This window comes from Thermomonospora umbrina, from assembly GCF_003386555.1.
GTDB classification, from domain to species: Bacteria; Actinomycetota; Actinomycetes; order Streptosporangiales; family Streptosporangiaceae; genus Thermomonospora; species Thermomonospora umbrina.
The window spans coordinates 1,980,280-2,002,497 of record NZ_QTTT01000001.1; the positions used below are offsets into that span (position 1 = coordinate 1,980,280).

Below are 22,218 nucleotides of genomic sequence, written 5' to 3' on the forward strand. Positions count from 1 at the left end.
GCCCGGCTCACTCGCCGGGAGGCGGTTGACCGCCCGGCGGCCGCTGCCGGTCGTCCGGCGGCGTGATCGCGGGCCGGTCCTCCGGCTTGGTCAGGCCGCTGAGAAAGCCCCCGTCGGTGCTGGTGGAGTGCTGCATGTAGCCGGTGTCGGTCTTGGGCTCGACCTGCCGTTGGCCCGCCCCGGCGCGTTCGACGACGGAGGCGGGGGCGGGCTCGGGCTCCTTGGGCTTGGCCGCCGCGGTCCTCGTGCCCGCCCGCTTCGCGGCCGACGCGGTGGTCTTGCGCGCGGCGGAGGCCTTGGGCTTGGTCGCCCGAGCGGTCGCGTTGGTCTGGGTCGTCTTCGCGCGCGCGGCCGTCGTGGGCCGCCGCGCCGCCGCCGTGGACCGGGACGCCGTGGCCTTGCCGCCGGTGGTCTTGGCTGCGGCGCCGCGGGTGCCGGTGGTCTTGCGCGCGGTGGACGCCTTCGCCGTCGTCCTGCCGGTCGTCGACTTGGCCGTCGACGCCTTGGTGCCGGTCTTGGTGCCGGTCTTCGCGGTGGACCTCGTGGCGGACTTCGCGGTGGGCTTCGCGGTGGACGACCTGGTGGACGCCTTGGTGCCGGACCTGGTGCCCGACGTGGCGGCGCTCGACCTGGAGGTGCCCGTCCGGGACGCCGCCGTGCGCGTCGAGGTCGTGCCCTTGGTCGTGTTGATGGCCTTGGCCGCCGCGTTCATCGCCTTGGCGGCGTCGGCCATCGCCTTGGTCGCGGTGGTGATCGCCTTGGTCATGGCGGTCATGGACTTGGCGGTGGTCGCCGTCTTGGTGGCCACCGACTTCATCTGGGTGGCCGCCGACTTGGCCTTGTCCGCCGCCGAGGACACCTTGGCGACGTTCGCGGTCGACGACCGGGTGCTCGCCGTGGTGGCCCGGGCCGGCGACGCCGCCCTCTTGGTGCTCGCCCGCGCGGTCGACGCCTTCGCCGACGTCTTGGGCGCGGACCTCGACGAGGTCCTGGCCGACGTCTTCGCCGACGACGACCTCGCCGCCGTCGTCTTGGACGACGTCCCGGTCGACGTCTTGGCGGTCGACTTGCGCGCGGTGCCCGTCGTCTTCTTGGCCGTGCCGGATGTGCTCTTCGTACGACCGGCCGTCCCGCGGCTCGTGGTCGTACGGGATGCGGTCTTGGTAGGCACTGAAACTACCCCCCGTAATGATTAACGGGGAGATCTATTCCACGGTTGCGGACGGACTACACCCTTCTCCCGGCCAAGGCTCACACCCCGACCGGGTGCCACACCGTCTTGGTCTCCAGGAACGCCGACATGCGCGCCGTGCCCGGGTCGGCGTCCCAGGCGGCGGGACCCGGGCGCAGCACCCGCTTGAGGTTGCCGGCGGCGGCCTCCTCCAGCGGCTTGACGAGGTCGTCGGGGACGCCGGCGAGGTCGAGGGCGTTCACGTCCATGTGCGCGGCCAGCCAGGGCGTCAGCTCCGCGCGCCGCCCGGTGAGGACGTTGACGACGCCGCCGGGCAGGTCGGAGGTGGCCAGCACCTCGGCGAGCGTGATGGACGGCAGTGGCGCGGGCTCGGAGGCGACGACGACGCAGGTGTTGCCGGACACGATGACGGGTGCGAGCACCGACACCAGACCCAGCAGCGGCGAGTCGGGCGCGACGACGGCGACGACCCCGGTCGGCTCCGGGGTGGAGAAGTTGAAGAACGGCCCCGCCACCGGGTTGGCCGAGCCGGCGACCGCGCCGAGCTTGTCGGCCCACCCCGCGTACCAGACCCACCGGTCGACGGCCGCGTCCACCTCGGCGGACGCGGCGCCCTTGGCGAGGCCCTGGGCGCGCAGCTCGTCGACGAACTGGGCGCGGCGGCCCTCCAGCATCTCCGCGACCCGGTAGAGGATCTGGCCGCGGTTGTACGCGGTGCGCCCGGACCAGCCGCCGAACGCCTTGCGGGCGGCGACGACCGCGTCCCGGGCGTCCTTGCGGGAGGCCAGGGAGGCGTTGGCGAGGAAGTCGCCCTTGGCGTCGTTCACCACGTACGACCTGCCGGACTCCGAGCGGGGGAACGCGCCCCCGATGAACAGCTTGTAGGTCTTGCGTACGGCGAGCCGCTCAGACATCGAGGTATGCCTCCAGGCCGTGACGACCGCCCTCGCGGCCGAAACCCGACTCCTTGTAGCCGCCGAACGGCGCGGCCGGGTCGAACTTGTTGAACGTGTTGGCCCACACCACGCCCGCGCGCAGCCTCTCGGCCATCCACAGGATCCGGGAGCCCTTCTCCGTCCAGATCCCGGCCGACAGCCCGTACGGGGTGTTGTTGGCCTTCTCGACGGCCTCGGCGGGCGTGCGGAAGGTGAGCACCGACAGGACGGGGCCGAAGATCTCCTCGCGGGCGATCCGGTGCGACTGGGCGACCTCGGTGAAGACGGTCGGCGCGAACCAGTAGCCCCGCGACGGCAGCTCGCACGGGGGCGACCAGCGGACCGCGCCCTCGTCCTCGCCCGCCGCCGACAGCGTACGGATCTTGTCGAGCTGCTCGGCGGAGTTGATCGCGCCGACGTCGGTGTTCTTGTCGAGCGGGTCGCCGACGCGCAGGGTGGCCATGCGCCTCTTGAGGCGGTCGATCAGCTCGGCGGCCACCGACTCCTGCACCAGCAGCCGGGAGCCCGCGCAGCAGACGTGACCCTGGTTGAAGAAGATGCCGTTGACGACACCCTCGACGGCCTGGTCCAGCGCGGCGTCGTCGAAGATCACGTTGGCCGCCTTGCCGCCCAGCTCCAGCGTGAGCCGCTTGGCGGTGCCCGCCGCCGACCGGGCGATCTGCCGGCCGACCTCGGTGGACCCGGTGAAGGCGATCTTGTCGATGCCGGGATGCTCGACCAGGGCGCGGCCGGTCTCGCCCGCGCCGGTGACGATGTTGACCACACCGGCCGGCAGGTCGGCCTGGCGGCAGATCTCCGCGAACGCCAGCGCGGTCAGCGAGGTCGTCTCGGCGGGCTTGAGCACCACCGTGTTGCCGCAGGCCAGCGCCGGGGCGATCTTCCACGCGAGCATCAGCAGCGGGAAGTTCCACGGGATGACCTGCCCGGCGACGCCCACCGGCCGGGGATCGGGCCCGAAGCCCGCGTACGGGAGCTTGTCGGCCCAGCCCGCGTAGTAGAAGAAGTGCGCGGCGACCAGCGGCAGGTCGACGTCGCGGGACTCGCGGATCGGCTTGCCGTTGTCGATCGACTCCAGCACCGCCAGCTCGCGGGAGCGCTCCTGCAGCAGCCGGGCGATCCGGAACAGGTACTTGGCGCGGTCGCGACCCGGCATCGGACCCCACACCGTGTCGAACGCCTTGCGCGCGGCGGCGACCGCATGGTCGACGTCGGCGGCGGTGGCCTCGGTGATCTCGGCCAGGACGTCCTCGGTGGCGGGGTTGACGCTCTTGTGGCGGCGCTCGCCCGCGCTCTCCACCCATGCGCCGCCGATGAACAGGTCGTAGGAGGGCCGGATGTCGACGATGGCGGCGGACTCGGGCGCCGGCGCGTACTCGAAGATGCTCATGGGATCAGTCCAGCGTGAAGTAGTCGGGACCCGCGTACACGCCGGTGGTCAGCTTCTGCCGCTGCATCAGCAGGTCGTTGAGCAGGCTGGAGGCGCCGAGGCGGAACCACGCGGGGGTCAGCCAGTCGGGCCCGGCGGTCTCGTTGACCAGCACCAGGTTCTTGATGGCGTCCTTGGTGGTGCGGATGCCGCCGGCGGGCTTGACGCCGACCTGTCGTCCGGTCTCGGCGCGGAAGTCGCGGACCGCCTCCAGCATGATCAGCGTCACCGGGGGTGTCGCCGCCGGGGAGACCTTGCCGGTGGAGGTCTTGATGAAGTCGGCCCCGGCGCGCATCGCCAGCCAGGAGGCGCGGCGCACGTTGTCGTAGGTGACCAGCTCGCCGGTCTCCAGGATGACCTTGAGGTGGGCCCCGCCGCAGGCCCGCTTGGTCTCGACGATCTCCTCGTACACCTTGAGGTAGTCGCCGGACAGGAACGCCCCCCGGTCGATCACCATGTCGATCTCGGTGGCGCCCGCCGCCACCGCCGCCCTCGTGTCGGCGAGCTTGGCCTCCAGCGGCGCGCGGCCGGAGGGGAACGCGGTCGCCACGCTGGCCACCCCGATGCCCGAGGCGCCGAGCGCGCCGACGGCCACGGCGACCATGTCGGAGTAGACGCACACGGCCGCGACCTTCGGCACCGACGGGTCGGCGGGGTCGGGGTGCATCGCCTTGGCGCACAGCGCCCGCACCTTCCCGGGCGTGTCGGCGCCCTCCAGGGTGGTGAGGTCGACCATGGAGATGGCCAGGTCGATCGCCTCGGCCTTGGCGGTGGTCTTGATGGAACGCGTCGCCAGCCGGGCGGCCCGTTCCTCGGCCCCCACCTGGTCGACACCCGGCAGCCCGTGCAGGAAGGCGCGCAGCCCGGCGTTGCCGCCCGGCGCGTCCGTCAGAGTCTCCGTTGACACCTCCCAAGCATCGCTCATGGCCCCCTACCTCTCAAAACGGGCCCGTGTCCGATGTCCCATACGGTGTCCCGCGAAGTACGATCGTGCGCGAATCACCGAGCGACGGAGGAGCCGCCCGTGTCGTCGGCAGGATCGGCCCCCACCCCCAAGGACGAGACCCCCAACGTCGCACGGATGTACGACTACCTGCTGGGCGGCAGGGAGAACTACGCCGCCGACCGGCAGACCGTCGAGCATCTGCTGAAGATGGCGCCCAGCACCCGGATGCTGGCGGTCAACAACCGCCGATTCCTGCGGCGCGCCGTCCGCTACGCGGCCGAGGAGGCGGGTGTCCGCCAGTTCCTCGACCTCGGTTCGGGCCTGCCCGCCGAGGACAACGTCCACCAGGTCGCGCAGCGCGCGGACCCGGCGTCCAGGGTCGTCTACGTGGACAACGACCCGGTGGTGCTGGCCCACGGCCGGGCGCTGCTGGTCGACGGGACGCGGACCGCCGTGATCCAGGCCGATCTGCGCCGGCCCTGCGAGGTCCTGGACCATCCCGAGGTGGGGCGCCTGATCGACTTCTCGCTGCCGGCGGCGGCGCTGTTCGTGTCGGTGCTGCACTGCGTGCCCGACGCGGACGACCCCGGCGCTCTGATGCGCCGCGTGGTCGAACGACTGGTCCCGGGCAGCCTGGTGATCTTCAGCCATGTGGTCGCGGCCGACGCCCGCACCCGACGCCGGCTGACCGAGTTCGTGGTGGCGGCCACCGGCGGCAACTGGGGCAGGGTCCGCGCCCCCGAGGAGATCGCGCCGTGGTTCGACGGTCTGGAGTGGGTGGACCCCGGCCTGGTCGAGGTCTCCACCTGGCGTCCCGACGCGGGCGACGTCACCCAGGAGACCGACGAGTGGATCGAGCTCGGCGGCGTCGCCCGCGTATCGGAACGGTCCGATTCCTAGGCGATGCGGTAGCCGACGCCGGGCCGGGTGGTGATGACCGGCGGGTCGCCGAGCTTGCGGCGCAGCCGGCCGATGGTGACCGTGACGGTGTTGGTGAACGGGTCGGCGTTCTCGTCCCACACCTGTTCGAGCAGGTCCTCGGTGCTCAGGTAGGCGGGGGCCGCCCGCAGCAGCGCCTCGAGCAGGGCGAACTCCTTGACCGACAGGTCCAGTCCGCGCCCGTCGCGGGTCACGGTGCGGCGCGCCGGGTCGAGTTCGATGCCCGCCGCGCTCAGCGTCCGCGCCCGGGCGGCGGGCCGGCGTCGCGCCAGCGCCCGGATCCGGAGCACCAGCTCGGGAAAGTGGAACGGCTTGGCGAGGTAGTCGTCGGCGCCCAGCGTCAGGCCGCTCACCCGGTCGCCGGGCGCGCCGGCGGCGGTCAGCATCAGCACCATGGCCCGGTCGTCCCGATCCGTGATCATCTGGCAGAGCGCGTCGCCGTGGATCCCCGGCAGGTCCCGGTCGAGGACGACGACGTCGTAGGCGTTCAGGTCGAGCTTGGCCGCCGCCTCCAGCCCGTCGTACGCCAGGTCCACCGCCATCCCCTGGTCCCGCAGCCCCTCGGCCACCACGGCGGCGAGCGCCCGCGCGTCCTCGACCACCAACACCCTCACGCCGCGACTCCCGCCCGCGACGCCCCGCCGACGCGCGCCCTCATGCCGGGACTCCGGCGGGGGTGCGCGGGAGGCTGACGGTGACGCGGAGGCCGCCTTCGGGGCGGGCGGTCAGGTCGAGGTCGCCACCGTGGGCGGTGGCGATGGCCGCGACGATCGACAGGCCGAGCCCGGAGCCGCCGTCGGAGCCCGTGCGGTCGACGCCGAGCCGTTCGAAGGGGCGGGCCAGCCGGGCGACCTGCGCCGGGTCGAGGACGTCGCCGCCGGTCTCGACGACCAGGCGGGACGTGTCGCCGTCCGCCGTCGTCGCGACCCGGATCCAACCGCCGGCGCGGTTGTGGACGATGGCGTTGTCGACCAGGTTGTCGACCAGGCGGACCAGCAGGGTGCGGTTGCCCTGCGTCCGGGCGGCGGCGTGGAGGTCCGTGTCGTGAACGGTCAGGCCCCGGTCCTCGATGTCGGCGGCGCGTTCCCTCAGGACGGTGGTCACCACCCGGCCGAGCGAGAGGTCGGCGCGGTCGGCCAGGGCTCCGTGCTGGGTGCGGGCCAGGGTGAGGAAGCCCTCCAGCAGCCGGTCGACCTGGTCGAGTTCGGTGCGGATCCGGTCGGCGAGCGCGACCGTCTGCGGCGGCGCCGGCTCCGGCTTGGCCATGGCCACGTCCAGGGAGGCCCGCATGGTCGCCAGCGGGGTCCGCAGCTCATGGGACGCGTTGGCGACGAACCTACGTTGGGCGGCGAAGGAGCCCTCCAGCCGTTCGAGCAGGCCGTCGATGGTGTCGGCGAGGTCCTTCACCTCGTCGGCGGGGCCCCGCACGGCCAGTCGTTCGTGCAGGTTGTCGGCGGAGATCCGGCGGGTGGCGGCGGTGATCGTCCGCAGCGGGCTCAGCACCCGGCCGGCGACGACCCGGCCCAGTCCCAGTGACACCACGGCCATCACCCCGAGCGCGATCGTGGAGCCGACCAGGAGCTGACGCGGCTGGGACTCCCGCACCGTCGACAGCTCGCGTTCGAGCAGGATGATGCGGTGCCGGGCGGCGGCGAGCGCGCCCCCGTCGGACTGCGGCGGCAGGACGGGCGCGACCGGGCCGGACTCGCTGACGGTGACCTGGGACGAGGCCACCACGTTGGTGATGGCCAGCAGCCCCGCGCCGGACAGGAAGAACAGCACGCCGTACAGCAGGGTGAAGCGCAGCCTCACGGTGCGCCCCCGCAGCTTGCCCATGGGCCCTCTCCGTTCTCGCCGGTCTCCAGGATGCCGGGCCGGACCTAACAACGATGTGACGGTGATCGTTCGGCCCGCGTTAGCGCCCGATCCGTACAACCGACGGCATGACGACCATCGAAGTCGACGGCCTGCGCAAACGCTTCGGGCCGACCCTGGCCTTGGACGGTATGTCCTTCACCGTGCGGCCGGGACACGTCACCGGCTTCGTCGGCCCGAACGGCGCCGGCAAGTCCACCACCATGCGGGTCGTCCTCGGCCTCGACACGGCCGAGGAGGGCACCGCCCTGATCGGCGGGCGGCCGTACCGGAGCCTGAGCCGGCCGCTGAGCCACGTCGGCGCGCTGCTCGACGCCGCCGCGCTCCAGCCCAGCCGCTCCGCCCGCGACCACCTGCTGTGGCTGGCCCGCTCCCAGGGTCTGCCCGCGCGCCGGGTGAACGAGGTGATCGAACGGACCGGGCTGGGCACGGCCGCCCGGCGGCGGGCGGGCGGTTTCTCCCTGGGCATGCGGCAGCGGCTGGGGATCGCCGCCGCGCTGCTCGGCGACCCCGCCGCGATCATGCTCGACGAGCCGTTCAACGGCCTGGACCCGGAGGGGATCGTGTGGATGCGCGACCTGCTGGCCGAGTTGGCCGGGCAGGGTCGCGCGGTGCTGGTGTCCAGCCACCTGATGAGCGAGCTGCAGGACACCGCCGCCCGCGTGGTGGTGGTCGGCCGGGGCCGGGTCATCGCCGACACCAGCGTGGCGGAGCTGCTGGCCACCGCGTCCGGCGGCCGGGTCACGCTGCGCACCTCGGCCGTGCCCGAGGCGGCGCGGCTGCTGAAGGAGGCGGGGGCGTCGGTGAACGCGCTCGACGGGGACGCCCTGACGGTGACCGGGCCGACGGCCGAGGAGATCGTCGCGCTGCTCGGCGCGCACGCGGTGCCGTTCTCGGAGGTGTCGTCGTACCGGGCGTCGCTGGAGGAGGCGTACATGGAGCTGACGCGGGACGCGGTCGAGTACCGCGCCACCGGATCGGAGACGGGGCGATGATCGACGGATTCGGTCGGTCGGTGCGCGCGGAGTGGACCAAGTTCCGCACCGTTCGCGGCTGGGTGATCGCCATGGGGACGGCGGCGGTGTTGACCGTGCTGCTCAGCGCGTTCGCCGCCACGGGCAACACGAGTTCGTGCACGGGGCCGAACGGCCAGGCCTGTCCCGCCATCCCTTTGGGGCCCGGCGGTGAGGCCGTGAAGGACGGGTTCGCGTTCGCGCATCGGGGCCTGACGGGGGACGGTGAGATCACCGTCCGGCTGACGTCGATGACCGGTGTCATCACCTACCCGCCACCCGACCACGACAAGATCGTTCCCGGTCTGGTGCCGTGGGCGAAGGCCGGGATCATCGTCAAGGACGGCACCCGGCCGGGGTCCTCCTACGCGGCGGTGATGCTCACCGGCCGCAACGGCGTCCGGATGCAGCACGACTTCACCGAGGACACGGCGGGCCGCCCCGGAGGCGTCTCCCCCGCGTCCCCGCGCTGGCTGCGGCTGACCCGCTCCGGCGACACGCTCACCGGGTACGAGTCCTCCGACGGTGCGCGGTGGACCGAGGTCGGCAAGGCCCGCTTGGAGGGGCTGCCGGACACGGTCCGGATCGGGCTCTTCGCCACCTCCCCCGGCGACCTGACCGTGCGGTCGATCGGTGTCGGCGCGATGACCTCGGAGATGCGCTTCACCCAGACCTCCGCCGTCTTCGACAACGTGACCCTGCGGGGCTCGACGTCCGCCGGCGCGTGGCGGCAGGATCAGGTGGGGGGCCGCGATGGCCCCGGGCCCGACTGGGAACGCGACCACCGAGCCCCCGGGCTGGTGGAGTCCGGCGGCAGGCTGACCGTGACCGGGTCCGGCGACATCGCCCCGATCTCGGGCGAGGGCGGCCTGGGCGTCGAACGCGCCCTGGCCGGAGTGATCCTCGGGATGGTGGTCGTGGCCGTCGTGGGGGCGCTGTTCATCACCGCCGAGCACCGCAGGGGCCTGTACCGCACGACGCTGCTCGCGACTCCGGGACCGGGCCGGGTGCTGGCGGCCAAGGCGGTCGTGCTGGGCGCGGTCGCCTTCGTCGTCGGGCTCGCCGGCACCGCCGGCTCGCTGGTCTGGGGCAAGCGGATCCTGGTGTCCAACGGCAACTTCATCCTGCCGGCGGGCACCCTCACCGAGGTGCGCGTGATCGTGGGCACGGCGGCATTGCTCGCCGTCACGGCCGTGCTGGCGCTCGGGCTCGGGGCGTTGTTCCGGCGCGGCGTGACGGCGGTCCTCCTGGCCGTCGTGACGGTCGTCCTGCCGTACGTGCTCGCGGTGAGCGCCCTGCTGCCGGCGGGCCCGGCGGACTGGGTGCTGCGGCTGTCGCCGGCGTCCGCGTTCGCCATCCAGCAGAGCATCCCGGAGTATCCGCAGGTCGTCGGCGACTACCGGCCCGCGGCGGGCTACTTCCCGCTGTCCCCGTGGGCGGGCTTCGCGGTGCTGTGCTGCTGGGCCGCGCTGGTCCTCGGCCTCGCCGCCTTCCGGATGCGCCGGAGGGACGCGTGAACACGCTCGGACGCGGCCTGCACGCGGAGTGGACGAAGGTCTTCACCCAGCCGGGCGCGGGCGGGCTGCTCCTCGCCGTCGTCATCGTGACCCCGGCGCTGAGCATGGTGGCCGTGTCGGCGGCGGGCTGCCCGCCCGAGGGCTGCGACGTCGACCCCGCCAAGCTCAGCCTCACCGGCGTCGCCCTGGGCCAGGCGATCGTCGCCGTCCTGGCCGCCCTGATGATCGGCGGCGAGTACGGCACCGGCATGATCCGCACCACCCTCACCGCGATGCCGCGCCGGACGTCCGTGCTGGCCGCCAAGGCCGCCGTCCTCACCGCCCTGGTGACGGCGTCGGCCGCGGTCGCCGTCGCCGCCTCCCTGGTCGCGGGACGTCTCCTGCTGCCGTCCGGGGTGCCGCCGTTGTCGTTGGGCGACGGCGCGGTGCTGCGCGCCGCCGTCGGGTCGGTGCTCTACCTGGCGTTGATCGCCCTGCTCGCGTTCGGCGTCACCACCGCCGTACGCGACTCGGCGACGGCCGCCGGGATCGTCCTGGGCCTGCTGTACCTGTTCCCGCTCATCACCCAGGCGGTGAGCGACGAGGATTGGCAGCGCCGCCTCCGCCAGATCGGCCCCATGGACGCGGGCCTGGCCGTCCAGGCCACCACCGACCTGCAGCACCTTCCCATCGGCCCCTGGAAGGGCCTGGGCGTCCTCGCCCTCTGGGCCGGGGCCGCCCTGCTCGCCGGCGGCCTGCTGTTCCACCGCCGGGACGCCTGACCGCGCCCTCGTTGATCCGGGTCACCTTTCGTCCCGCCGATCCGTCTGATGGATGTACATCGGCGGACGACGGGAGGCGGAGGATGGCCGTGCAACGGATCAACGAGGTCGCGGGCGCCGTGCGGTCCGTGACCGGCCGGCGGGAGACGGACTTCGCCCGGGAGCGGCCGAGGCTGCTCGCGGTGGCGTTCGGGATCCTCGGGTCGGACGCCGACGCGCAGGACGTCGTGCAGGAGGCGTGGACCAGGTACGCCGACACCGACGTCGAGGCGATCCGCAACGTCCAGGCATGGCTGACCACCGTGGTGACGCGGCTGTGCCTGGACCTGCTGCGCCGGTCGCGCGAACTCCCCCACCGGCCCGAGGAGCTTCCGGCGGGCGTCGCCGAGGACCCCCAGGACGTGGCGGTCCTCGCCGGCGAGCTGACCACGGCGTTCACGGTCGTGCTGAACGCGCTGACGCCTCCGCAGCGGGTCGCGTTCATCCTGCACGACGTGTTCGGCGCGCCCTTCGAGGAGATCGCCCACATCCTGGACACGACTCCCGGGTCGGCGAAGAAGCTGGCCAGCCGTGCCCGGGGACGCCTGCGACCGGACGGCGGGCACGACCCGGACGGCGACCCCCGCGAGGCCCGCCGGGTGGTGGGGGCCTTCCTCAAGGCGGCCCGGCAGGGCGACATCGACGGCCTCGTCAGAGTGCTGCACCCGGCGGTGACCAGGAGTGCCGACCCGCAGGCCCTCCCGCCCGGGGCGCGTGGGCTGATCCGGGGCGTGAACGCCGTCGTCACCGAGACCCGGGTGTTGCAGGCCAATGCCCGCCGGGCGCGCCTGGTCACCATCGACGGGCGGCCGGGCATCGCGGTGATGTCGGACCGGCGCGTGCGCATCGCGCTGACCTTCCACGTCGCCGAGGCCCGGATCGTCCACTACGACGTCGTCGCGGACCCGCGACGGCTGGCCCTGCTGCGCATCGAGGAGTGAGCGCACCGTGTCCACGGCCCTCATCGCGGTCGTCGGTGTCACGATCGCGGCCAACGCCGCGATCGTCGTCGCCGACCTCGCCAGGATCCCCTTCGTCCTCGCCAACATGGCGGAGGTGAACGTGCCCCGGGCGGCCCTGCCCGCCTTGGCCGCCCTCAAGGCCGCCGGCGCGGCGGGCCTGCTCCTCGGGCTGCTCGGGGCCGACGCCCTCGGGGTCGCCGCCGCCGCCGGACTGGTGCTCTTCTACCTCGGCGCAGTCGCCGCCCATGTCCGGGCCCGTGTGTTCTACAACATCGCGATCCCTGGGGCGTTCCTGGCCTTGGCCGTCGCCTCGCTCGTCCTCATGCTCGGCGAGTAGTCCGCACGCAGGTCAGGGCCTTCGCCTAGGGTTCCGGACATGGCCTGTCGCATTTCCGAGCTGGTGATCGATTGTCGGGACCCGCAGACGCTGGCGGCGTTCTGGTGCGAGGTCCTGGGGTTCAGCGTGCTGGACACCGAGGACGGCGCGGTGGAGATCGGCCCGCCGGAGGGCTTCGGCGGCCTGCAGCCGACGCTGATCTTCAGCCCGAGCGACGACCCCACCCCGGGCAAGCTGCGGCTGCACATCGACGTCAACGCCACCGACCGCGACCAGGACGCCGAACTCGAACGCCTCCTGGCCCTCGGCGCACGCCCGGCCGACGTGGGCCAGACCGGCGAGGAGAGCTGGCACGTCCTCGCCGACCCGGAGGGCAACGAGTTCTGCCTCCTCCGAGCCCGCCTGACCTGAGCCCGACCAGCTCGCGGGTCTCCGTTGCCTAGGCTGCGCCTTTGATGCGGCGCAGCGCGCTCGCGAAGTCGGACGCCCTGAACAGCAGCGCGGGGCCGTTCGGGTCCTTCGAGTCACGTACGGCCACATGAGGGGCGAGGTCGGCCAGTTCGACGCACTCGCCGCCCGTGTCTCCGCTGTGGGTGCTTTTGCGCCAGCCGACGGTGGGCAACGCCGGGATTCCTCCGAGTCGCATGGTGACCGCTGTGTAGCTACCCGCCACGGACCGCAGAGACGACGAAGCCCGGCGGCCGGGGTCGGCCGCCGGGCACCCCTTGACTTCAGGCCACGTCGTGGCGCTCGGCCTTGATGCGGCGAAGAGCGTTCGCCCTGCGGACGTCGACTCAATCGAGGTAGAGCAGCGCGGTGATGGTCTTCTTGCAGATGTCGCAGTGCATCGGTGCCTCTTCGGAGACGAGGTCGCATTCGACCGTGGTGACGCGGTCCAGCAGGCCGGTCGCCCGTTCAGTCTCGAACGCCTCGCGCCAACGGGTGTTGCTGGAGATCAGATCTCGCACGTAGCGGCCGGTCATTTCGTAGAACGCGCGGACGCCGTGCTCTTTCATGTAGCGCCAGTTGAATTGCAGCGACAGCAGGGCGATGGGGAACGGATGGGCGACGAGGCCGCCGGCCCACCGTTCGGAGACGTCGTCGATGTCCAAACGCGCGGCGCGTTCGTCGAGGAGGGCCCACATGCCGCTCTGGTCGTACTCGGCGAGGACCGTGGTCAGCAGCTCCGCGGCGTCGGCGAGGTTGGCGGCCTTGCGGTCGAACAGCCGGGTCACCCGGCCGTGGGCGTCCGGAGTCGGGTCTTTACGCGCTTGGTCGATGGCGGCCTTGAGGTGAACGGCGTGCGCCGACTCCCATGACAAGTGTTCGCCGAGCGTCGCCCACGGGTCAGGGAATCCGCGTTCTGCGATCGCGGCGAAGATGCGTTCTCCCTGGACGCCCATGGCCGCCCCCGTCAAGCGTTGTCCGGCGCGGCCTTCATCGCACATCGGTCCGCCAGATGTGTCAACGCTTCGCCGACCGGAACCCGTTCTTGGTCACCGGACGTCATGTCGCGGACGGTGACGACCCCTTCGGCGCGTTCGCTGGGGCCGGACAGGACCGCGAAGCGCGCACCTCGGTCGGAGGCCCATTTGAGCTGTTTGGCGAACTTGCGGCTGCCGCCCAGATAGACCTCGGCGGTCAGACCGGCGCGGCGCAGGCCACCGATGAGTCGTACGGCTTCCGTGGATGATTCCTCGTCCATGACGGTGACCGCAACGTCGATAACGGTCGCTCCGTCGTCGGCCTCCTCAAGGATGCCCAGGATCCGTTCCACGCCCAGGGAGAACCCGCAGGCGGGCAGGTCGGGGCCGCCCAGTGCCTCGATCAGGTGGTCGTATCGACCGCCGCTGGCGATGGCGCCGGGCATCCCGGGAGCGGTGACCTCCCAGATCGCGCCGGTGTAGTAGTCCAGGCCGCGCACCAGGTTGGGCGCGAACCTGATGCGCTCCGGGCCGATGTGGGGACCGGCCAGTTCCAGCAGCCGATCGACCTCGGCGAGGCCCGCGCGTCCCGCGTCGTTGCCGGCGAGCGCCTTGCGCATCCGTACGACCGCGTCGTCGGCGGTCAGGTCGTCCACCAGGCTGCGGGCGGTCGCCTCCGCCAGGCCACGGCCTTGGACGAGTTCGGCGACGACCTGCGCCGGCGCGAGTTTGTCGAGTTTGTCCAACGTGATCAGCGCGACGCCGGCTAGGTCGGTCGGCACGCCGTAGACCTCCATGAGGCCGTTCAACGCCTGTCGCGAGTTGACCAGGATCGTGTAGCCGGTGACGCCCATCGCGTCCAACGCGTCCGCTCCGGCGCACACCACCTCGGCCTCCACCAGCGGCGACGCGGACCCCACCACGTCCACGTCGCACTGGGTGAACTCCCGGAACCGGCCCTTGCCCGGCCGGTCCGCCCGCCACACCGGGCCGATCGCATACCGCTTGTACGGGCTCGGCAGCCGGCTCCCGTACGCCGCCACCACCCGAGCGAGGGGGACCGTCAGGTCGTACCGCAACGCGAGGTCCGCCTCGCCGGTGGCCTCGTGCTCACCGCGCCGCAGGATCTTGAAGATCAGCTTGTCACCCTCGTCGCCGTACTTGCCGGTCAGCGTCTCCAGCCGTTCGAACGCCGGCGTCTGCAACGGCTCGAAGCCGTACCGTTCGAAGACGCCTCGAGTCGCCGCGAACAGCCGCTCCCGCCGCCGCAGCTCACCCGCCAGGAAATCGCGCGTACCCGACGCGGGCTCGAACTGCTTGGACGCCATCGACGTACCCCTTCATCACCGACCGGAAAGGGCGCCCCCGGCGCCCACGCCCAACGTAGCCGACACCCGATCCACGGGCGGGCAACTCCGGATCGCCCTCACGTGCCCGACCGCCAGGCCCGCAGAGACGACGAAGCCCGGCGGCCGGGGTCGGCCGCCGGGCACCTCTTGACTTCAGGCCACGTCGTGGCGCTCGGCCTTGATGCGGCGGAGGGCGTTCGCGAACTCGGATGACGGGAACACGAGGGCGGGCCCGTTCGGGTCCTTCGAGTCGCGAACGGCCACATGGGGGACAAGGTCGGCCAGCTCGACGCACTGACCGTCGGCGGTGTAGCTGCTCTTCCGCCAGCGGGCGGCGGCCAGGTCCGGCGCGTTCATTGGCCCTCCAGGATGCGTTGGAGAAGGTCCAGGGACTCGTCAGCGCTGAACGCTGCGCCCCTGATCAGACTGAATCGTAGGGTATGCGTCCGCACGGTGGAGGGGTGCTCCATCAGGTGCCCCTCCGCGTAACCTTCGACATACGCCATGTCGGGAGCGTCGATGAACTTCAGGACGGTGAAGTTGCCGGTCAGGCCGGCATAAGCACCCTTCGTGCTCGGGACGATCTGAAGTGTGATGTTCGGCTCCTGCGCCAGCCCGATGAGATGCGCGACCTGGGATTTCATAACGTCCGGGCCTCCGATCGGACGACGGATCGCTCCCTCGTCAAAGACGGCGACCACTTCGGGGGGAGCGTCCGCCCTGAGGATGGCTTGTCGCTCCAAACGGCTCGCCACGAGTTGCTCGATGTCCCCAGCCCGCCGCCCGGCCCTGAACATCTCTTGTGCGTATTCCTCGGTCTGGAACAAGCCCGTGATCGCGAGCGCCTCGAAGATCCACAGTTCGGACGCCTCCGCCTCTCGCTGCACGAAACCGCCGAAGCCCGGCGGCAGCGCCACGTGCTTGCCCTCGCGTTTGATCTCGCGCCACATCACCCAGAACGCGCGTCCGGTCGTCTTGAAGAACGTGTCCAGAGCGTCTGCCGTCTCCTCGCTCGGCGGGCTCTCGCAGCGCTCGACCTTCTCGATCCATTTGGGGCCGAACCCGAGGACCTCCGCCAGATGAGTGCGCGACAGTCCGCGTTCCTCCCGGAGGGCGCGCATCAACGTCGCGAACGCGCGGATGAGCGGGTCACGGGTGAAATCGCTGTGCTCGTTCTGCGGCATCGTCGCCCCCGAGGGTCACGGTGCGGATCTTGGGAGGGCAGCCAGGGGGTCCGACCCGGGCTTTGCGGGGAGTTCCGGGGGTGGCTGGTCTGTAGCAGAGAGTAGCCGCCACAAATGAGGCTTGGGAGGCATTCCGCAGAACGAAACGAAAGGGACCGGTGATGGGCTTCGAGGTGCGGCGGTACGCGTCCGGGGAACGGCGGCCGAAGGAGGCCGACCGTTCGCTTCCCGATCCCCGCCATGATCTGCGGCTGCGCTGCCGCATCCGGCTGTTGGCGCTGGCAGCCGACCTGGACGACCTTGGGGTCCGGCCCCGCCTGCCGGACACGATCATGCCCCCGTACGCGCTCCGCTGCTGGGACCCGGCCCGACAGGGCCCCACGTTCGAAGTGGAATGCGCCCGCGACCGGCACGGCCGACTGGTGTTCCGGGCACTCTCGACCGGCGAGTTCCTCGGCGACGCCGAGAACGCGATCGAGCCCGGCGACACGGGCGACCTCGCCCAGGAGATCGCCCGCCGCGTCCTCGGCGGGCACCGGACACCCCCGGGTGCGTGACGTGTGGGGAGGTCACGCACCCGGGGGCCGATATCCGGTCCGGAAATCGCTCTCCGTAGTCCTTACGGAAATCGAAAGGGAAATCGCCCCGCCTTGAGCGGGCTTGAGGAGCGCGGTTGGCTGCGGATGACGATCTCCATCGAGCCGAAGGAGTGGCCGCTCCCATGCCACGACGATTCCGCCGAGCCCGTACCGCGCGAGCGCTGGTGGCCGCCGTACCGCTGATGGTCGCCGGTCTGGCGCCCGCCCCGGCACACGCCCGCGCCGCGCCGATCACCGTCATCTCGAGCACCGTGACACCGTCGACGATCATCGGCGGCGGCGGTGGCACCCAGACCATCACCCTGTCGAGGGCGGTGGGGTCGGCAGGGCTCAGTCTGAGCCTCTACGGGGACGCCACCTACCGGGTGTCGACGGGCGGCGGGACGCTCTACCTCAAGCCGGGCCAGACCAGTGTGACCTTTCCGTTCCGTATCGGGGCCCCGTCGACCACCCGCACGTTCACGCTCAGCGCACAGACCCCCGGCACCATGGTGAAGGGCATCGCCTCGTTCACCCTCAAGGCGGCCGATCCCGCCACTCGTGCGGTGAGCGAGCTGACGTTCGGTTCCGATGCCGCCGTCACCGGGTCGAGCCTGACCGGCACCGTGCGCCTGAAGTACCCCGCGCCCGAGGGCGGCCTCACGGTGAGCCTGTGGGGCGGCGGGGCCTACAGCGCCGGCATCTCGGTCCCGACGTACGTGCTCGTTCCGGAGGGGCGGACCAGCGCCACCTTCCCGGCCCGGGTGAGCACCCCTCATGCGTCGTCGCAGCCCGAGATCCTGACCTCGTCCGCCGATCTGGGAACCTCGCGGGCTCTGCGGGACGTGGTCATCGTCTCGAAGATCTTCGCTCTCAGCAGCGGAGCCCCCCGGCGCAACAGCGTCGACAAGATGGCGATCGGGCTCGGGGACGTGCCGAATCCCTCGGGCGCCGTGGTGACGCTGCACAGCGATGATCCGGCGGTGAAGGTTCCGGCGCAGGTCACGGTGCCGGCCGGGCAGCCGGGTGTGGCCTTCGAGTACACGATGGGGGACTTCGCCTTCGGCACCCCATGGCCCAAGGTCACCGCGACGTGGAACGGCAACACCTACACCACGACGCTCTACCCGAGCTGACCGCCGCGAAGGGCCGTCCGCCGATCCGGTCGTCCCCTAGCGGATCTCCCGGCCGGCCCGGCGGAACGGTTCGAGGAGGCCGAGCGCGAGCCAGGCCAGGCCGAAGACGAGCATGAGGGCGGCCAGGACGAGGGCGGAGACGTAGGAGTCCCAGCGTTCACCGAGGCCGGCGAGCAGGTTGAGGGCGGCGCACAGGCCGCACACGAAGCTCATCAGGCCCAGGAACGCGCGCTCTGCCTGCACGGTGGGTCCACCTTCCGGACGGGGGGGTCGGCCGCCCGAAAGGGTAAGCGAGGGCAAAGCGCGCCCCGGCCGATCGTCAGGTCGTGGTCCCGCCGGTCCCTGAGCGGGTCAGGGTGGCCTGGGAGGAGGTGTTGTTGGCGAGCATCTTCTCCCGGGTGCCGAACCAGGAGTACAGCACGCTGCCGTCGCCGCGCGGGGTCAGGGTGACGTAGCCGGTGGGGACGTCCTCGCAGTTGCCGCCGGTCTCCTGCCCCTGAGTGATCGTCTCGTGCATGATGATCTTGGAGGGGGTGACCGACTCCACGCGCAGCGTCCCCGAGCAGACGAAGCCGGTGTAGGACGAGGTCCCCGACTCCGAGCCCTCCGTCAGCGTGATGGTGGCGTCGAAGTTCCGCTTCTCGCTGTCGTTGTTGTGGTAGTAACCCGCGCCCGACCAGGTCCCGGCGAACGCGGCGGTGACGGCGCGCGGGTTCAGCGGCGTCGACTCGGCCGGCCCGGGGATCGTCCGTTCCGGGAGCGCCCCCTCGCCGTCGTCCTCCCTGATCGTCTTGACCAGGACGAAGGCCAGGGTGCCCAGCAGCGCGACCACGAGGACGCCGACGAGGATGAACAGGGGCACGAGGTTGGCCCGGTCGCGACGGGGCGGACCCGGCGGGGGTCCCGGCATCGGGGCGTACGGCTGGTAATGGCCCTGCATAACCCACTCCTGGAGCCTGTTCGCACGCCCGGCGTGAGGGCGTCTTGACGTACTTTGCCGACAATCATCCCCTTGGACGCCCGTTCTTGGGGGGAGGTTTCCCGTTCCGGGCGGAAAGTTCGCGCTCCCGGCGGTTCGGGGTGAGCCGAAAATGATGGGCGGTTTGCCCGGTTCCGATGGCATGCTTGGTGCGTGAGCGCACGTTCAGTCAGCCCCGTCCTGGTCGGCCGGTCCACCGAGCTGGACACGCTCGAGGCGGCGCTCGCCGACGCGCCCGGGGCGGTGCTGGTCGGCGGTGAGGCCGGGGTGGGCAAGACCCGGCTGCTGCGCGAGTTCGCCGGCCGGGCCACCGGACGCGGGGAGCGCGTGCTGGTCGGCGGCTGCCTGGAGCTGGGGTCCGACGGCCTGCCGTTCGCCCCGTTCACCGCCATGCTGCGCGGGCTGGTGCGGGAGATCGGCATCGACGGGGTCGCCGGGCTGCTGCCCCGTTCGGCCACCGCCGGGCTGGCGCGGCTGCTGCCCGAGTTCGGCGAGCCGGAGACCGACGCCGCCTCCGGCGAGGAGCGCGCCCGGCTGTTCGAGCTGGTCCTCACCCTGCTGGAACGGCTCGCCGAGCGGTCCCCCACCGTGCTCATGATCGAGGACGCGCACTGGGCCGACCGGTCCACCCGCGACCTGCTGGGCTTCCTGATCCGCAACCGGGGCACCGCGCCGCTGCTGATCGCGGTGACGTACCGCACCGACGAGCTGCACCGCACCCATCCGCTGCGGCGGCTGCTGGCGGAGCTGGGCCGGGTCGACCGGGTCCGCCGGGTCGAGGTGACCAGGCTCACCCGCAGCGAGGTCGGCGAGCTGGCGCGCGGGCTGATGGGCGACGAGCCCCCCGCCGCGCTGATCGACCGGGTGTACGAGCGCAGCGAGGGCAACCCGCTGTTCGTGGAGGCGCTGCTGGCCCGTGACGGCAGCATGGTGTCCGCGCTGCCGGAGTCGCTGCGCGACCTGCTGCTGGCCGCCGTTCAGGGGCTGCCCGAGGAGACCCACGACGCGCTGCGGATGGCCAGCGCGGGCGGCACCCGCATCGAGCACACCCTGCTGGCCGCCGTGTCCGGGATGGACGACGCCGCCCTGACGCGGGTGCTGCGGCCCGCCGTCGAGGCCAACGTGCTGGCCGTGGACGGCGACGGGTACGCGTTCCGGCACGCGCTGATCCGTGAGGCCATCCACGACGACCTGCTGCCCGGCGAGCACACCAGGCTGCACACCCGCTACGCCGAGGCCCTGGAGAACGACCCCGCGCTCGTTCCGTCCGGCCGGCTGTGGGTGGAGCTGTCCCACCACTGGTACTCCGCCCACGACGCCACCTGGGCGCTCGTCAGCGCCTACCGGGCGGCCGGCGACGCGCGCAAGGCCGTCGCCTACCCCGAGTGCCTGGCGATGCTGTCGCGCGTGCTGGAGCTGTGGGACAAGGTCCCCGACGCCCGCGAGTGCATCGGCATCGCCCACGACGAGCTGCTGGAGCAGGCCGTCACGGCCGCCGAGCTGGCCGGGGAGTACGAGCGGGGCATCAAGCTCGCCACCGCGGCGCTGCGCGACATCGAGGCGCTGGGCGACGACGCCCGCTGCGTCGCCCTGCTCGAACGGCGCGGGCGGATGAAGTACGACCTCGCGATGCCGGGCTACATCGACGACCTGCGGGCCGCCGCCCGGCGGCTGCCCGTCGACCCGCCCAGCGCGGTACGGGCCCGGGCGCTGTCGACCCTGGCCCAGTACGCGCGTCTGATCAGCGGCAACGCGGAGGCCGACACGGCCGCCCGCGAGTCGCTGGCCATCGCCCGGCGGATCGCCGACACCGACGCCGAGGTGCACGCGCTGCTCACGCTGTTCTGCGTGGACATCGACTACGACGGCTCCCTCGACGAGATCCTCGAGGTCGAGCGGATCGCCCAGCGCTCCGGCAACCAGCATCCGCTGCTGCGGGTCGCGGTGCTGCGCTCGCACTACCTGGAGGGCTCCGGGCGGCACGAGGAGGCCGCCGAGGTCGCCCGCGCCGGCGTCGAGCTGGCCGGGGAGTTCGGCCTGGCCCGCACCCACGGCAGCTTCCTGTCGATCAACATGGCCGAGCCGCTGGTGTCGTTGGGCCGCTGGGACGAGGCGCTGACCTGTCTGCGCCGCGCCCTCGACCAGGACCCGGTGGCCACCATCCGCACCTCCCTGCACGTGTTGTCCGGGGAGGTGGCACTGGCCCGCGGGGACCTCGCCGAGGCGGAACGGCAGCTCACCCCCGCGAGCGAGATGATGTGGCGCAAGACCCAGGACTACTTCGCGATGATCCGCCTGGAGTCCGCGCTGCGGCTGGCGCAGGGCCGCCCGGCGGACGCCCTCGCCTCGGTGACCGGCGTCCTGGACAACCCCGGCCTCCCGGACGACGCCCGGTACGCCTGGCCGGTCCTGCTCGTCGGCGCGGACGCCTGCGCCCGACTGCCCGACCGCGCCCACGCCGCCGCCATGCTCGACCGCATCGAACGCCGCGCAGCCGGCCTCCACGTCCGCGGCCCCCTCCAGGAGGCCCACCGGATCACCTTCACCGCCCAGGCGGCCCTGGCCCGCGGCGTCCACGACAGCGCCGCCTGGGACGCCTCAGCCGCCGCCTGGGAACGCATCGCCCAGCCCTACCCCCAGGCCCGGTGCCTCACCCACGCCGCCGAGGCCGCCGTCCTCACGGGCGACCGCGACCCGGCCGCCACCCTCCTCCACCACGCCGCCGCCCTGGCCGAACGCCTCCGCGCCCGCCCCCTGGCCGAACACATCGAGACCCTCCGCCGCCGAGCCCGCCTGAACGGCGCCCAGCCCCCCACCGAACGCCCCCCGCACGGCCTCACCCCCCGCGAGCTGGAGGTCCTCCGCCTGGTCGCCCAGGGCCGCACCAACCGCGACATCGCCGAGACCCTCTTCATCTCGGCCAAGACGGCCAGCGTCCACGTCTCCAACATCCTGACCAAACTCAAAGTCGCCAGCCGAGGCGAAGCCGCCGCCACCGCCCACCGCCTAGGCCTCGCCACCGTCTGACCCCCGAACACCCCCGACATCCCCGGCCCGGCGAACGTGGCCCGACATCCCTGGCCCGACATCCCTGGCCCGACATCCCTGGCCCGACATCCCTGACCCGGCGTGCGTGACCCGCGCCCCTGGCCCGACATCCCTGGCCCGGCGTCCCTGGCCCGACATCCCTGACCCGGCGTGCGTGACCCGCGCCCCTGGCCCGACATCCCTGGCCCGGCGTCCCTGGCCCGACATCCCTGGCCCGGCGTCCCTGACCCGACATCCCTGACCCGGCGTGCGTGACCCGCGCCCCTGGCCCGACGCCCCTGACCCGGCGTGCGTGGCCCCTCGTCCCTCGCCCGACATCCCTGACCCGGCGCGCGCGACCCGGCGCGTGACCCGGCGTGCGTGACCCGGCGTGCGTGACCCGCGTGCGTGGCCCGACGACCGTGGCCCCGCCTCCTGGTTCGAGCGTGGCTGGGCCCCCGCGTTCGCGTGACCGTGGGCTCCCGTGACCGGGGGCCCGCGAGCGGGCCCGCGTGGTCTGGACTGAGGAGGCTTTCAAGATCGTGAGGAACGAGCGATCTTGAAAACGACGAGGGAAG

The 22,218-nt window shown here is 72.3% G+C and carries 24 protein-coding genes; 11 read left to right on the forward strand and 13 right to left on the reverse strand.

From position 1 onward, the window contains the following. Positions 1-7: 7 nt before the first annotated feature. Positions 8-775, reverse strand: a complete 768-nt coding sequence (locus tag DFJ69_RS33705; protein WP_147312245.1) for a hypothetical protein — start codon at positions 773-775, stop codon at positions 8-10. On the opposite strand from DFJ69_RS33705, the gene DFJ69_RS33710 reads away from it, so the two are divergent. After that, positions 765-1,196, forward strand: a complete 432-nt coding sequence (locus tag DFJ69_RS33710; protein WP_147312246.1) for a hypothetical protein — start codon at positions 765-767, stop codon at positions 1,194-1,196. The genes DFJ69_RS33705 and DFJ69_RS33710 overlap by 11 nt on opposite strands. 55 nt (positions 1,197-1,251) lie before the next feature. Here the strand turns inward: DFJ69_RS33710 and DFJ69_RS08600 are convergent, their stop codons facing one another. Genes DFJ69_RS08600 through deoC form a run of 3 tightly spaced genes read right to left on the reverse strand, consistent with a single transcriptional unit; the run spans position 1,252 to position 4,481 of the window. Continuing rightward, entirely contained in the window at positions 1,252-2,106 is an 855-nt protein-coding gene (locus tag DFJ69_RS08600; protein WP_116021986.1) for an aldehyde dehydrogenase family protein, read from the reverse strand. After that, positions 2,099-3,535, reverse strand: coding sequence for an aldehyde dehydrogenase family protein (locus DFJ69_RS08605; protein WP_211328553.1), 1,437 nt, complete (start codon positions 3,533-3,535; stop codon positions 2,099-2,101). The genes DFJ69_RS08600 and DFJ69_RS08605 overlap by 8 nt, the downstream gene beginning before the upstream one ends. Positions 3,536-3,539: 4 nt before the next feature. Continuing rightward, positions 3,540-4,481: a deoxyribose-phosphate aldolase gene (gene deoC, locus DFJ69_RS08610; RefSeq protein ID WP_245974176.1), complete on the reverse strand. Its 942-nt coding sequence runs from the start codon at positions 4,479-4,481 to the stop codon at positions 3,540-3,542. Between the two features lie 117 nt (positions 4,482-4,598). On the opposite strand from deoC, the gene DFJ69_RS08615 reads away from it, so the two are divergent. Next, a complete protein-coding gene (locus tag DFJ69_RS08615) occupies positions 4,599-5,420 on the forward strand; it encodes an SAM-dependent methyltransferase (protein ID WP_211328554.1) in 822 nt (273 codons plus the stop codon). Here DFJ69_RS08615 and DFJ69_RS08620 read toward each other — a convergent pair. Both DFJ69_RS08620 and DFJ69_RS08625 read right to left on the reverse strand, forming a co-directional pair. Continuing rightward, positions 5,417-6,073 carry a response regulator transcription factor gene (locus DFJ69_RS08620; protein ID WP_211328555.1) on the reverse strand — a complete coding sequence of 219 codons (657 nt, stop codon included), beginning with the start codon at positions 6,071-6,073 and terminating at the stop codon, positions 5,417-5,419. The two genes, DFJ69_RS08615 and DFJ69_RS08620, sit on opposite strands and share 4 nt — an antisense overlap. 40 nt (positions 6,074-6,113) lie before the next feature. Continuing rightward, positions 6,114-7,295 carry a sensor histidine kinase gene (locus DFJ69_RS08625; RefSeq protein ID WP_116021990.1) on the reverse strand — a complete coding sequence of 394 codons (1,182 nt, stop codon included), beginning with the start codon at positions 7,293-7,295 and terminating at the stop codon, positions 6,114-6,116. Between the two features lie 107 nt (positions 7,296-7,402). On the opposite strand from DFJ69_RS08625, the gene DFJ69_RS08630 reads away from it, so the two are divergent. The 6 genes from DFJ69_RS08630 (at position 7,403) to DFJ69_RS08655 (ending at position 12,374) form a co-directional block, all read left to right on the forward strand. Next, on the forward strand, positions 7,403-8,329 hold the full coding sequence (locus tag DFJ69_RS08630) for an ATP-binding cassette domain-containing protein (RefSeq protein WP_116021991.1): 927 nt from the start codon (positions 7,403-7,405) through the stop codon (positions 8,327-8,329). Next, the gene (locus DFJ69_RS08635) at positions 8,326-9,864 is read left to right on the forward strand and encodes an ABC transporter permease subunit (RefSeq protein WP_116021992.1); all 1,539 of its coding nucleotides are present in this window, start codon (positions 8,326-8,328) and stop codon (positions 9,862-9,864) included. Before DFJ69_RS08630 ends, DFJ69_RS08635 begins: the two co-directional genes overlap by 4 nt. Beyond that, complete coding sequence (locus DFJ69_RS08640) at positions 9,861-10,625, forward strand: ABC transporter permease subunit (RefSeq protein ID WP_116021993.1); 765 nt, start codon at positions 9,861-9,863, stop codon at positions 10,623-10,625. Before DFJ69_RS08635 ends, DFJ69_RS08640 begins: the two co-directional genes overlap by 4 nt. A gap of 83 nt (positions 10,626-10,708) precedes the next feature. After that, on the forward strand, positions 10,709-11,605 hold the full coding sequence (locus DFJ69_RS08645) for a sigma-70 family RNA polymerase sigma factor (RefSeq protein ID WP_116021994.1): 897 nt from the start codon (positions 10,709-10,711) through the stop codon (positions 11,603-11,605). 7 nt (positions 11,606-11,612) lie between these two features. After that, on the forward strand, positions 11,613-11,963 hold the full coding sequence (locus tag DFJ69_RS08650; protein WP_116021995.1) for a DoxX family protein: 351 nt from the start codon (positions 11,613-11,615) through the stop codon (positions 11,961-11,963). A 39-nt stretch (positions 11,964-12,002) separates the two neighbouring features. Next, positions 12,003-12,374, forward strand: a complete 372-nt coding sequence (locus tag DFJ69_RS08655; RefSeq protein ID WP_116021996.1) for a VOC family protein — start codon at positions 12,003-12,005, stop codon at positions 12,372-12,374. Positions 12,375-12,402: 28 nt separating this feature from the next. On the opposite strand, the gene DFJ69_RS08660 is transcribed toward DFJ69_RS08655, so the two are convergent. The 5 genes from DFJ69_RS08660 to DFJ69_RS08680 all read right to left on the reverse strand — a co-directional run bounded on the left by DFJ69_RS08660 (position 12,403) and on the right by DFJ69_RS08680 (position 15,920). Next, on the reverse strand, positions 12,403-12,609 hold the full coding sequence (locus tag DFJ69_RS08660; RefSeq protein ID WP_116021997.1) for a DUF397 domain-containing protein: 207 nt from the start codon (positions 12,607-12,609) through the stop codon (positions 12,403-12,405). Positions 12,610-12,757: 148 nt separating this feature from the next. Further along, positions 12,758-13,366 carry a hypothetical protein gene (locus tag DFJ69_RS08665; protein WP_116021998.1) on the reverse strand — a complete coding sequence of 203 codons (609 nt, stop codon included), beginning with the start codon at positions 13,364-13,366 and terminating at the stop codon, positions 12,758-12,760. Between the two features lie 11 nt (positions 13,367-13,377). Next, entirely contained in the window at positions 13,378-14,715 is a 1,338-nt protein-coding gene (gene hisS, locus DFJ69_RS08670) for a histidine--tRNA ligase (protein WP_116021999.1), read from the reverse strand. 174 nt (positions 14,716-14,889) lie between these two features. Beyond that, positions 14,890-15,093, reverse strand: a complete 204-nt coding sequence (locus DFJ69_RS08675) for a DUF397 domain-containing protein (protein WP_116022000.1) — start codon at positions 15,091-15,093, stop codon at positions 14,890-14,892. Beyond that, complete coding sequence (locus tag DFJ69_RS08680; RefSeq protein ID WP_116022001.1) at positions 15,090-15,920, reverse strand: helix-turn-helix domain-containing protein; 831 nt, start codon at positions 15,918-15,920, stop codon at positions 15,090-15,092. Before DFJ69_RS08680 ends, DFJ69_RS08675 begins: the two co-directional genes overlap by 4 nt. A gap of 161 nt (positions 15,921-16,081) precedes the next feature. Here DFJ69_RS08680 and DFJ69_RS08685 point away from each other — a divergent pair, with 161 nt between their 5' ends. Both DFJ69_RS08685 and DFJ69_RS08690 read left to right on the forward strand, forming a co-directional pair. Continuing rightward, on the forward strand, positions 16,082-16,477 hold the full coding sequence (locus tag DFJ69_RS08685) for a hypothetical protein (protein ID WP_116022002.1): 396 nt from the start codon (positions 16,082-16,084) through the stop codon (positions 16,475-16,477). A gap of 164 nt (positions 16,478-16,641) precedes the next feature. Further along, positions 16,642-17,634, forward strand: a complete 993-nt coding sequence (locus DFJ69_RS08690) for a hypothetical protein (RefSeq protein ID WP_147312247.1) — start codon at positions 16,642-16,644, stop codon at positions 17,632-17,634. Positions 17,635-17,670: 36 nt separating this feature from the next. On the opposite strand, the gene DFJ69_RS08695 is transcribed toward DFJ69_RS08690, so the two are convergent. Beyond that, entirely contained in the window at positions 17,671-17,877 is a 207-nt protein-coding gene (locus tag DFJ69_RS08695; RefSeq protein WP_116022004.1) for a hypothetical protein, read from the reverse strand. Positions 17,878-17,953: 76 nt separating this feature from the next. Further along, entirely contained in the window at positions 17,954-18,574 is a 621-nt protein-coding gene (locus DFJ69_RS08700) for a hypothetical protein (RefSeq protein WP_116022005.1), read from the reverse strand. A 192-nt stretch (positions 18,575-18,766) separates the two neighbouring features. Between DFJ69_RS08700 and DFJ69_RS36115 the strand changes: the two genes are divergently transcribed. Beyond that, positions 18,767-21,640, forward strand: coding sequence for a helix-turn-helix transcriptional regulator (locus DFJ69_RS36115; protein ID WP_116022006.1), 2,874 nt, complete (start codon positions 18,767-18,769; stop codon positions 21,638-21,640). Positions 21,641-22,218: the final 578 nt, after the last annotated feature.